The sequence below is a fragment of the Apilactobacillus kunkeei DSM 12361 = ATCC 700308 genome (genome assembly GCF_001281265.1).
In the GTDB taxonomy this organism is placed as follows: domain Bacteria; phylum Bacillota; class Bacilli; order Lactobacillales; family Lactobacillaceae; genus Apilactobacillus; species Apilactobacillus kunkeei.
Genome location: NZ_JXDB01000005.1, coordinates 59,181 through 70,962, shown reverse-complemented (window position 1 = coordinate 70,962; position 11,782 = coordinate 59,181). Strand labels below are relative to the sequence as shown.

The following is an 11,782-nucleotide window of genomic DNA, read 5'->3' as shown; positions in this document are numbered from 1 at the left end:
CTCTCAATTTTTTCAACTAAGAAAGTATAACACACATACCCGGGCGTGTCATTTCAAAGGCAAATAAAAAAGCGTGTCATCACGCTTTTTTTATTTTCTTGCTTCTTTAGTTCGTTTGGTATCACGTTGCAAGACTGGTTTTAAGTATTGACCAGTATAACTTTCCTTGACCTTCACGATTTCTTCAGGAGTTCCAGTAGCAATGATTTCACCACCACCGTCTCCTCCTTCAGGTCCTAAGTCGATAATGTGATCGGCTGTCTTAATCACGTCTAGGTTGTGTTCGATAATTAAAACAGTATTGCCTTGTTCGACTAGTTCGTGTAAGACAACTAGCAAACGGTCAATGTCATCTGTGTGTAACCCAATGGTTGGTTCATCTAGGATGTACAAGTTATTTCCTGCTGACTTCTTGTACAGTTCAGAAGCTAGCTTCATTCTTTGTGCTTCCCCACCAGACAAAGTAGTTGCTGATTGGCCAAGTTGAACATATCCTAACCCGACTTCATCAATAGTTTCTAGTTTTCTAGTAATCTTTGGAATCGATGAGAAGAAATCAAGTGCTTGATCGACAGTCATGTCCAAGACATCGGAAATGTTCTTTCCCTTGTATTCAACTTCCAGTGTTTCGGCGTTATAACGTTTACCATGACAAACTTCACAAGGCACGTAAACGTCTGGTAGGAAGTTCATTTCAATCTTTAGAATTCCATCCCCATGACAGGTTTCACAACGACCACCCTTAACATTGAAACTGAAACGACCCTTTTGGTATCCGCGAAGTTTAGCTTCGTTAGTTTCAGCAAACAATGTTCTAATGTCGTCAAAAACTCCGGTATAGGTAGCAGGATTACTACGAGGCGTTCTTCCGATTGGGCTTTGGTCAATGTTAATTAGCTTATCGATGTTCTTGTAACCAGAGATTGACTTGTACTTACCTGGCTTTTCGGAGTTATGGTTTAGCTTTTGGGCAATCGCACGTTTAACAATGCGATTAATCAATGTTGATTTACCAGAACCGGAAACCCCAGTTACGACGTTAAATTCACCTAATGGAATTTCGGCGGTAACGTTCTTCAAGTTATTTTCAGAAGCACCGGTAACCTTAATCTTCTTACCGTTACCCTTACGACGTTTCAATGGAACTGGGACGAACTTCTTACCTGATAGGTATTGACCAGTCAATGAGTTGTCGTTTTGAGCGACTTCGTCTGGGGTTCCGACGGCCATTACATTACCACCGTTGGTTCCGGCACCCGGTCCGATATCAACGATATAGTCAGCAGAACGTTGGGTGTCTTCACCGTGTTCTACGACAACTAGTGTATTACCTAAGTCACGCATTGATTTTAGTGAAGAAATCAAACGATCGTTATCGCGTTGGTGTAAACCAATTGATGGTTCGTCCAATACGTATAGCACTCCTGATAGGTTTGAACCAATTTGAGTGGCTAAACGAATACGTTGTGATTCCCCACCGGATAGTGTTCCAGCAGTTCTGGAAAGCGTTAAGTAATCCAATCCCACGTTCTTCAAGAAAGTTAATCGATCGATAATTTCCTTTAGGATTGGCTTGGCAACGACACTATCCTTTTCACCGAACTTCAATTGAGAGAAGAAGTTTAGTTCTTTAACAACGTCTAGGTTGGTAGCTTCACTGATGTTTAGTCCGTCGACCTTCACACTTAGTGCTTCCTTGTTTAAACGGAAACCGTGACAGGTTTGACATGTTAATTCTGTCATATATAGACGCATTTGGTCTCTGGTGAAGTCACTGTTAGTTTCCTTGTAACGACGGTCAATGTTATTAATAACCCCTTCAAAAGGTGCATCGGTATCTCTAATGCCACCAAAGTTACTATTGAAGTGGAAGTGGAATTCTTTACCGTTTGAACCGTATAAAATCAGGTCACGTTGCTTCTTAGGAAGTTTTTTAAATGGAGTATCCATATCGATACCAAATGCTTCACAGGCTTGTTCTAGCAAGCTTGGGTAGAATTTAGAACTAATTGGATTCCAGGGTTCGATTGCTCCTTCGTTTAATGTCTTATCCTTGTCAGGAACAACTAGACTTTCATCTACCTCTAGTTTCATCCCTAAACCATCACATCTCGGACAAGCACCAATTGGTGAGTTGAATGAGAATAGACGTGGTTCCAATTCACTAACGGTAAATCCACAAAGTGGACATGCATAGTGTTCGGAGAAGATTAGGTTGTCACCCTTCCCCATTAAATCAGCAACGGCATAACCATCACTTAGTCTCAATGCGGTTTCAAGTGAGTCTGATAAACGAGACTTAATACCATCTTTAACGATGATTCTATCTACCACGATTTCAATATCGTGATACTTGTTCTTATCTAGTTGAACATCATCTTCGATTTCGTGAACTTCACCGTCGACACGGTATCTAACGAAACCTTCACGCTTAATCTTATCAATAAACTTCTTGTGTTGACCTCTTTGTTGTCTAACCACTGGTGATAAGATTTGAAGTTTAGTTCTTTCAGGCAAAGCAAGGACTTCATCAATCATTTGATCAATTGATTGTCTAGTAATCTTAGTTCCATCGTTTGGACAGATTGGCGTTCCAACACGTGCCCATAACAATCTAAAGTAGTCGTTAATTTCAGTAACGGTTCCAACTGTGGAACGTGGGTTCTTGGAAGTAGTCTTTTGGTCAATCGCAATTGCTGGACTTAATCCTTCGATTGAATCAACATCTGGTTTGTCCATTTGCCCCAAAAATTGACGTGCGTATGAGGACAAACTTTCTACGTATCGACGTTGTCCTTCAGCATATAGTGTATCGAATGCCAATGAACTCTTTCCTGAACCAGATAAACCGGTCATAACAGTCAATTTGTTCTTAGGAATTTCAACACTGATGTCTTTTAAGTTATGTGCTCTTGCACCTTTAATGACAATTTTATCGTTTTGCAAGTTTTTGCCCCCTTACATTTGACCCTTTAATTCCATGACAGTATCACGTAAAGCTGCCGCTTTTTCAAAATCAAGTTTAGCAGCTGCATGCTTCATTTCCTTGGTCAATGTTTCAATCATTTGCTTTTGATCCTTCTTAGATAGCTTTTGGAAATCTGATTCTACAAATGAGTGATCTTCTGATGAATCATCATTCTTATTATTGTCGTAACTAATAAGGTCTCTAATTGGCTTCTTGATGGTATGTGGTGTAATACCATGGTCTTCGTTGTATTTCTTTTGAATACTTCTTCTTCTAGCGGTTTCATCAATCGCTTTTTGCATTGAATCGGTCATGTTATCGGCATACATAATAACCGCACCATTTTCATTTCTGGCGGCACGACCAATGGTTTGAATTAATGAACGTTCATTTCTTAGGAAACCTTCCTTATCGGCATCCAAGATGGCAACCAATGACACTTCAGGGACATCAATCCCTTCTCTTAGAAGGTTAATTCCAACTAACACATCGTATTTACCTAAACGAAGATCACGAATAATCTTAGTACGTTCAAGTGTCTTAACGTCAGAATGTAGGTATGCAACCTTAATTCCCAAGTCCTTTAGATAATCAGTTAAATCTTCGGACATCTTCTTTGTCAAGGTGGTTACAAACGTTCTTTCGTTCTTGGCAATTCGTTCGTTGATTTCACCAACTAAGTCATCCATCTGACCCATGATTGGACGCACTTCGACAGTTGGATCCAATAGTCCGGTTGGACGAATAATTTGTTGTACGATATTCTTTTCAGCGGTTTCTTCTAGTTCACGTGGACCAGGAGTGGCTGACATGTAGATTGCTTGGTTAACACGTTCTTTAAATTCAGGCATCTTCAATGGACGGTTATCCAAAGCACTTGGAAGTCTAAATCCATATTCAATTAAACGTTCTTTTCTGGCCTTATCACCGTTGTACATTCCACCTACTTGTGGCAATGTTTGGTGAGATTCGTCGACAACTAACAAGTAATCATCGGGGAAGAAGTCTAGTAATGTGTATGGAGCTTCACCGGGTTTTCTGTTATCCATATATCTGGAATAATTTTCAATCCCGTTGGTGTAACCCATTTCGGCCATCATTTCGATATCGTATGTGGTACGTTGCTTCAAACGTTGGGCTTCTAGTAACTTACCATCTTTTTCAAATTCGGCAACTTGTTCCTTCATTTCTTCCTTGATGCCCTTCAAAGCGTGATCCATGTTTTGATCATCGGTCAAGAAGTGGGTAGCTGGGAAGATGATGATGTCATCTTTCTTACCAATGAATTCACCAGTTAATGTATCGATTTCCTTGATTGAATCGATTTCATCACCGAAGAATTCAACTCGGTATGCATGTTGATCACCAGAAGCTGGGAAAATGTCGACAACATCCCCGTGGACTCTGAAACGACCACGTTGAAAATCGATATCGTTTCTATCAAATTGAATTTCGACTAACTTTCTAAGTAGTTCATCTCTTTCAATTTGTTGACCAACACTCAATGGAATGGTGTGCTTGTAGTATTCCTTAGGACTACCTAATCCAAAGATGGATGATACGGATGCGACGATAATAACATCATTTCTGGTAAGCAATGAGTTAGTAGCCGCATGACGTAGTTTATCAATTTCATCATTGATTGAAGAATCCTTTTCAATATAGGTATCACTTGATGGAACGTACGCTTCAGGTTGGTAGTAATCATAATAACTGACGAAGTATTCAACCGCATTATTAGGGAAGAATTCCTTAAACTCACTGTATAATTGACCAGCAAGTGTCTTATTATGAGACAAAATCAATGTAGGCTTATTAACGTTTTTAATCACATTAGAAATGGTAAAGGTCTTACCAGTCCCAGTGGCCCCTAATAATATTTGGTTCTTTTGACCATCCAATACGCCCTTAGTTAACTTACTAATTGCTTCAGGTTGGTCCCCAGTGGGTTTGTATTTCGAAACTAAATCAAATTTATTGTTCTCTTCACGTTTTATTTCCAAACAAAGTCCTCCTTTGTTTTTAACTCGGAGCTCTATGCTCATTCACTGTAGTTTAATAATATTTTAACATACGAACAAACTTTCTAAAACTAATGTTCTCCTCATAGGCACAAAAAAGACTGGCCATTTGACCAGTCTTTTTAATCATACTTTTTAGTGTAATGAAGATACGTATTCGAATGCGTTTTGACCAGCAATACCACCGTCACCAACAGCAGTAGTTACTTGTCTTAATTCTTTTTCACGTACGTCACCAATAGCAAAGATCCCCTTTACTGAAGTTTCCATACGTTCATTTGTCTTAATCCAACCTTTTTCGTCAGTAATGTTTAAGTTACTGAAAGGTTCAGTCATTGGGTTGTTACCAACATAGATGAAGACACCTGAAGCAGCGATTTCGCCTTCTTCGTTTGTCTTGTTGTTGATAGTCTTAACACCAGTAACCTTCATGTTGTCACCAACAACTTCAGTTACGTTAGTGTCCCAAACAAATTCAATCTTGTCGTTAGCAAATGCACGGTCTTGGATAACCTTTTGTGCACGTAGTTGATCACGACGGTGAATAACAGTAACCTTTGAAGCTAAACCAGCAAGGTATAGTGCTTCAGAGATAGCTGAATCTCCACCACCGACAACGACAACTTCACGGTTCTTGAAGAATGCCCCATCACACACGGCACAGTATGAGACACCTCTTCCACCATATTCGTCTTCGCCAGGAACGCCTAGCTTTCTGTATTGTGAACCAGTACCAATGATAACGGCACCTGCTTCATAACTACCTTGGTCAGTCTTAACAATCTTAGAATCACCTTTGTCTTCGATTGATTCAACTGTTCCATATTCGTACTTGGCACCGAAGTTTGTGGAACTTTCATACATTTCTTTCGCTAAATCCGGACCTAGAATTGACTTGAATCCAGGGTAGTTTTCGATTTCAGCAGTGTTGTTCATTTGACCACCATAAATACCACGGTCAATCATCATTACTGATAAATTTGCACGAGAAGCATATAGTGCAGATGTCATTCCACCAGGACCTGCACCAATAATAATTACGTCATATTTTTCCATAATTAAGCTCCTCCTTTCATTGAATTAATATATGATACTTTACTATCATATAAAACATTTGTCCATTAATTTGCACACAAACTAATTTTAATCTAACTTCTTAGCTAAGTCCTTGATGTATTGTTTTAATTCATCAGAAACTTCTGGGTGTTTTAGACCAAATTCGATGTTAGTTTGCAACCAACCGAACTTGTTACCAGTGTCGTATCTGTCACCCTTGAATTCGTGAGCGTATACCTTACCCTTTTTGTTTAGAGTATCGATAGCGTCAGTTAATTGAATTTCGTTGCCCTTACCAGGTTTAGTGTTTTCTAGGATGTCAAAGATGTCTGCAGTTAATAGGTAACGACCAATAATTGCTAAATCACTTGGAGCATCTTCTGGGTTTGGCTTTTCAACGAAATTAGTAACATCGTATAAACCGTCGCTAACTTCCTTAGCTGGGTTAATAACACCATATTTTGATGTGTCTTCATGAGGAACCTTCATAACAGCAAGTGTTGATGAACCTGTTTCTTCATAACTGTCGATTAATTGCTTAGTTAATGGAGTTTCATCTGTCATCAAATCATCACCTAGCATGATAACAAATGGATCTTCACCAACGAAACTCTTAGCAGTATGAACAGCATCACCTAGACCATTAGGATGTTCTTGACGCTTAAAGTAAATGTTCAAACCGTTAGTTTCCTTAACAGACTTTAGCATTTCATCCTTACCTTTTGATTCAAGGTTCAATTCAAGTTCAGTGTTTGAATCGAAATGATCTTCAATAGCACGTTTACCCTTACCAATAATAATTAAGATGTCAGTAATTCCTGATGCGATAGCTTCTTCAACGATTAGTTGAATAGCTGGCTTATCAACTACTGGTAGCATTTCCTTTGGCATTGCCTTAGTTTCTGGAAGGAATCTAGTTCCTAAACCTGCTGCTGGGATAATTGCTTTTTTGATTTTCTTCATGAATATAAACTCCTATTTTATCATATTTTCCTATTTCTTAAATATTAATCTAATTCAGCTCTACCCTTACGGTGCATTAGTTGAGAAATTGCATCATCAATTGTAATTTCCTTGTGTAATACCTTGTAGATTGCTGAAGTAATTGGCATGTCAATGCCACGTTGGTTGGCTAGTTCGTATGCAGCTTCTGCTGTTGCGATACCCTCAATAACCATTCCCATGTTCTTAACGATATCATCTAAGGTCTCTCCCTTACCTAGTTGATATCCTGCACGCCAGTTACGTGAGTCACTACTTGTTGCAGTCACGATCACATCACCGAATCCTGATAGACCAGTGAATGTTAATGGGTTAGCACCGAATGAAGTTCCCAAACGAGAAATTTCGGCAAGTCCACGAGTCATCAATGCCGCTTTAGCATTGTCAGTGTAGCCTAGACCGTAAAGTGCACCGGCACCAATAGCAATGATGTTCTTTAGAGCTGCACCAATTTCAACACCGATGATGTCATCATTAGTATAAACTCTGAAGTAATCATTAATGAATAATGATTGAATATGTTCAGCATCTTTGATGTTTTCTGAAGCAGTAGTTACCAAAGTAATATCGTGTTTAGCAACTGATTCTGCTTGACTAGGACCTGAAATAACTGAGATTGATTTACGATGACTTTCATCGATTTCATCAGCTAGAACTTCTGACATACGTTTGTAAGTCTTTTGTTCAATCCCTTTACTACCATGAATAATGTTTACCTTCATATCTAGTTCTTCTAGGATTTCGTTTACTTGTTTTGCAGTACTTCTTGTAACTTGTGCTGGAACAACAAATAAAATATCATCAACATCTCTAATTGCTTCCTTCATATCAGCGTAAGCAACTAGTTCTTTGGGATATGTAAAATCTTTGATGTATTTTTCGTTTGTGTGCTTGTTGTTTAGTTCATCAACTTGTGATTGTTTGTATGACCATAAACGTACTTCATTACCATTTTCAACTAAAATATTAGCAAGCATGCTTCCCCATGAGCCTGCTCCTAATACTGCAATTTTTTCTACCATAATAAATATAGCTCCTTAAAATTATTGTAACTTGCTACCATCGAGGTAGTAAGGTAAATCAGAATCATTTTTGCGACGATAAATCATTAATCCGATTGCTCCCACGAATAGGATAATCGATAATAATTGTGAAACTCGAATTCCACCAAATAGCATTAAGCTATCTGTTCTCATCCCTTCGACAAAGAATCGACCGAATGAGTACCAAATAACGTAAGATAATACCACTTCACCACGCTTGAAGAATCCTTGGATTTGACGAAGATTCATCAATAGAACAAATCCTAACAAGTCCCATAGTGATTCATACAAGAATGTTGGTTGGCGATAAAATCCTTGAATAAACATTTGGTTAATAATGAAATTGGGTAGGTGTAGCGACTTCAAGAACGCTAAGCTGGTAATCTTACCAAAGGCTTCTTGGTTCATGAAGTTTCCCCATCTACCAATTCCTTGGCCCATAATCACAGTTGGTGCGATCACATCAAGCATTGCCCAAACTGAGATTAATTTACTTCTACAGTATAAGAATACCACGACAAACGCACCAATCAAGGCACCATAAATGGCAATTCCCCCATCCCAGATTTTAACAATTTCATTTAGATGTTGACTGTAGTATGACCATTGAAATACAACATAATAAATACGGGCACAAATGATTGCCACTGGTAAAGCCCATAGAATCATATCGTAAATATTATCTGGTTGAATCCCGCGTTTTCTTCCTTCCTTAACTGAAAGGTAAACGGCAATTAGTACTGCGGTAGCAATAAAAATCCCGTACCAGTGAACTAAGATAGGTCCAAGATTAAACGCAATTGGATTTAACGCAATTGACATTTTTTTCACTTCCTAAAAAGAGGATTATTTTTTGTTACCTGAATTTTCTTTAATTAAACTGTTTAGGTTATCATCAAATACCTTTGTAGCATCATAACCCATCTTCTTAGCACGATAGTTCATGGCTGCCGCTTCAATAATGATAGCTAAGTTACGACCAGTCTTAACTGGAATGCTTACTCTTTGCACGTCAACGTCAAAGATACGACGGGTTTCATCTCCATTACCTAATCTATCATATGGAGTGTCATCAGACCAGTTTTCAAGGTGAACAATCAAATCAACCTTAGTCTGTGAACGAACGGCACCGGCACCAAATAGGTTCATCACATCGATAATCCCAATTCCTCTAATTTCTAGTAGGTGTCTTAGAATCATTGGTGCTTGGCCAATTAGTGTTTGTTCATCTTGTTGGTATACTTCAACGCGATCATCGGCAATTAATCTGTGACCACGTTTAACAAGTTCCAAGGCAGTTTCACTCTTACCAATTCCAGAGTCCCCTGTCATTAGTACCCCTAAACCATATACGTCAATTAGCACACCATGAATAGATTTTCTTTCGGCTAATTTACCTTCCAAGTAGTTAGTCATGTTACTTAGTACTCGAGAAGTTGTTAACTTAGAACCTAATACTGGAATGTGTTGGTTCTTAGCAGCACGGATTAATTCATCAGGTGGATCTAGTTGAGTTGAAATAACAAATGCTGGTGTTTCTGGTAAACACATTTTCTTCATTACATCAAAAAGTTCATTGCTATCCATTCCTTTAGCATATGATGTTTCAGTAATACCCAGTAATTGAATTCTCTTTGATGGGTAGTAGTTAAAGTATCCTGTTAATTCCAAACCAGGGCGTGAAATATCGCTCGTGGTAATTGGTCGATCTAAGTATTCTTCACCATAGAAAATATCTAGGTGGGTGTTTTCAACAAGATCTGCGACCGTTACACTGTATGCCATAGCCTTTCCTCCACTTCGTTATAAGATAATTTTATCATGTTATTAGATGTTTTTAAAAATTTTTTAGTAGTCTGACAATATGACGTTACAAATTGACATAATCAATGCAACAATCACTGCCATTCCAAATGAAGCAAAATGGAAAGTATTGCCCACCACAAAAGATGTTAATTCCAACATAATTCCATTCAGGATAATACTGAATAATCCTAAGGTTACCAAGTTGATTGGTAAGGATAAGATAAACAATACTGGTTTTACCAATGCATTTAGAATCGCTAAAACAATTGCAGCTACAATCGCAGTCTCAAAAGAAGCAACGTAAAAGCTGCCTTGAAAGAAACCAGCAATCGCAACAAATAGCAACGTGTTAATCAATATTCTGCCTAACACTCTCATGGTGTCACCTCTTATTTATCATTTTTATCATTAAATTCATCAACGTCAGTTAAATTGCGTCGAGTTTGTTTGTAAGTAGTGTGTCCACCACCATAAACGTTGGGGTTAGCCGGAACAATTACTAAACAAATTACATAAAGCAATAGTCCGCCAATTAGATGGCCCGGAATAATAGATAGAACAACAAATATAATTCTTAAAAGTTGTGAGTTGATATGGAAGTATTCGGCAATTCCACCTAATAATCCTGTTAATAATCGATCTGATTGAGAACGGTAAATTTTAGTCATCATAAAGCCTCCTCATTAAATGACATTTTAAATAATGTTTATTAAATCAATCTTAAGTTATTTTTCTTTAATTACAACTACACCTAGTTCATTTGGTGAGTCACTGTAAATGGCACTTTCCATAATCTTGATACGATCTTGACGGTTCAATACCTTCAATCGACAAAATGTTGGTGAAGTCAAAGTGGCCTTGTAGAAATCGTCTTCGGTACTTACTTTAATGTTGTTAACCTCAATGATTAAATCACCCATTTCAACACCCATCTTTTCAGCTGGCGTGTCTCTTCTAACGGCAATTACTCTTAGACCGTTAACCGCATCTGAAAACCACTTAGATTTCTTGTTGTCTTTACGTTTAGTTCTGATTAGAACTAGTAGGTATAATACTGCCATCACTGTCATTGAAATCAATTCAATGTTATCGACACCATTTAGTAGATAAGTTGCAACAACTAGAATAATACCCAAACATGTTAACCATAACAATCGATTAGATAACTTTTTGAAAAATTCTTTTGGCATTGATTTGAAAATGGTAAATCTAATCCCAATCAATACCGGTAGGATAAAGATTGTGAATTGATGTTGACCCATTGAAAATACTGGCCACCAACTAATCAATGCATGAATTTGATCACCTGGAATTAATACGGCAATTGGTAGGACCGCAAATTCCTTGTTTAAATAACCGGCAACCTTGTTACCACGTTGGTTTTTAAAAATCTTTGGTGATTGATAGTTTCCTAAGAACATCTTCATGTACAATGCGGAAACAAAAAATACTGTCACTAACAGCAATAATGCATTTGATAGCGAAGTAGATGAAGTGTTGATACCTTCTGTATTAATATACGTAAACAAGTCAAATTTATACGTTACAAATGTCAAAGCTGTCGCAATTAATAGATTTAACACTGTAAAGAATTGACCTGGAATAATAATTAAGTTTATTAGTAGCAATGCTTCATAGATAATGATCCAAGGAAGTGATAGATAAATTCCTAGTACCATTGAAATTATGCTTCCGACAATTCCTAACACGATGAAGCTTAGCCAAAAATGTTTCATTTCAAAATCGTTTGGAGAAATTGAAGTGTTAAAGTCGTTTCTTTCACGTTTGATACGCTTACGGTAGATAATGTAATTTCTTAATATTCCCAACCATAGTACTGGCTGAATAAATATTAACAATGTCATCCATAAATTATTCATTTAAAT

10 protein-coding genes are annotated in these 11,782 nt (G+C 37.7%); all 10 read right to left on the bottom strand.

Annotation, left to right across the window (positions count from 1 at the left end):
- Positions 1–90: 90 nt before the first annotated feature.
- The 10 genes from uvrA to RZ79_RS01945 all read right to left on the bottom strand — a co-directional run bounded on the left by uvrA (position 91) and on the right by RZ79_RS01945 (position 11,776).
- Entirely contained in the window at positions 91–2,946 is a 2,856-nt protein-coding gene (gene uvrA / locus RZ79_RS01990; protein WP_054449764.1) for an excinuclease ABC subunit UvrA, read from the bottom strand.
- A gap of 12 nt (positions 2,947–2,958) precedes the next feature.
- Positions 2,959–4,971 (bottom strand): excinuclease ABC subunit UvrB, encoded by a 2,013-nt coding sequence (uvrB, locus tag RZ79_RS01985; RefSeq protein WP_282570585.1) that lies wholly within the window; start codon positions 4,969–4,971, stop codon positions 2,959–2,961.
- Between the two features lie 153 nt (positions 4,972–5,124).
- On the bottom strand, positions 5,125–6,048 hold the full coding sequence (gene trxB / locus RZ79_RS01980) for a thioredoxin-disulfide reductase (RefSeq protein ID WP_034531944.1): 924 nt from the start codon (positions 6,046–6,048) through the stop codon (positions 5,125–5,127).
- 84 nt (positions 6,049–6,132) lie between these two features.
- On the bottom strand, positions 6,133–7,008 hold the full coding sequence (gene galU, locus RZ79_RS01975; RefSeq protein ID WP_034531942.1) for a UTP--glucose-1-phosphate uridylyltransferase GalU: 876 nt from the start codon (positions 7,006–7,008) through the stop codon (positions 6,133–6,135).
- A 44-nt stretch (positions 7,009–7,052) separates the two neighbouring features.
- Entirely contained in the window at positions 7,053–8,069 is a 1,017-nt protein-coding gene (locus RZ79_RS01970; RefSeq protein ID WP_054449762.1) for an NAD(P)H-dependent glycerol-3-phosphate dehydrogenase, read from the bottom strand.
- Positions 8,070–8,090: 21 nt separating this feature from the next.
- Positions 8,091–8,912 carry a prolipoprotein diacylglyceryl transferase gene (lgt, locus tag RZ79_RS01965; protein WP_034531938.1) on the bottom strand — a complete coding sequence of 274 codons (822 nt, stop codon included), beginning with the start codon at positions 8,910–8,912 and terminating at the stop codon, positions 8,091–8,093.
- A gap of 24 nt (positions 8,913–8,936) precedes the next feature.
- Positions 8,937–9,875 carry an HPr(Ser) kinase/phosphatase gene (gene hprK, locus RZ79_RS01960; protein ID WP_041152536.1) on the bottom strand — a complete coding sequence of 313 codons (939 nt, stop codon included), beginning with the start codon at positions 9,873–9,875 and terminating at the stop codon, positions 8,937–8,939.
- 63 nt (positions 9,876–9,938) lie between these two features.
- A complete protein-coding gene (locus RZ79_RS01955) occupies positions 9,939–10,274 on the bottom strand; it encodes a phage holin family protein (protein ID WP_053792512.1) in 336 nt (111 codons plus the stop codon).
- Positions 10,275–10,285: 11 nt separating this feature from the next.
- Positions 10,286–10,564, bottom strand: coding sequence for a PspC domain-containing protein (locus tag RZ79_RS01950; RefSeq protein WP_053795219.1), 279 nt, complete (start codon positions 10,562–10,564; stop codon positions 10,286–10,288).
- Positions 10,565–10,621: 57 nt separating this feature from the next.
- Positions 10,622–11,776 carry a PDZ domain-containing protein gene (locus tag RZ79_RS01945; protein WP_054449761.1) on the bottom strand — a complete coding sequence of 385 codons (1,155 nt, stop codon included), beginning with the start codon at positions 11,774–11,776 and terminating at the stop codon, positions 10,622–10,624.
- Between the last annotated feature and the right edge of the window lie 6 nt (positions 11,777–11,782).

What these genes read in the sequence shown, in the direction of transcription:
- hprK (WP_041152536.1), bottom strand. Translation starts at nt 9,875, where the DNA reads ATGGCATACAGTGTAACGGTCGCAGATCTTGTTGAAAACACCCACCTA.
- galU (WP_034531942.1), bottom strand. Translation starts at nt 7,008, where the DNA reads ATGAAGAAAATCAAAAAAGCAATTATCCCAGCAGCAGGTTTAGGAACT.
- lgt (WP_034531938.1), bottom strand. Translation starts at nt 8,912, where the DNA reads ATGTCAATTGCGTTAAATCCAATTGCGTTTAATCTTGGACCTATCTTA.
- RZ79_RS01955 (WP_053792512.1), bottom strand. Translation starts at nt 10,274, where the DNA reads ATGAGAGTGTTAGGCAGAATATTGATTAACACGTTGCTATTTGTTGCG.
- RZ79_RS01970 (WP_054449762.1), bottom strand. Translation starts at nt 8,069, where the DNA reads ATGGTAGAAAAAATTGCAGTATTAGGAGCAGGCTCATGGGGAAGCATG.
- RZ79_RS01945 (WP_054449761.1), bottom strand. Translation starts at nt 11,776, where the DNA reads ATGAATAATTTATGGATGACATTGTTAATATTTATTCAGCCAGTACTA.
- RZ79_RS01950 (WP_053795219.1), bottom strand. Translation starts at nt 10,564, where the DNA reads ATGACTAAAATTTACCGTTCTCAATCAGATCGATTATTAACAGGATTA.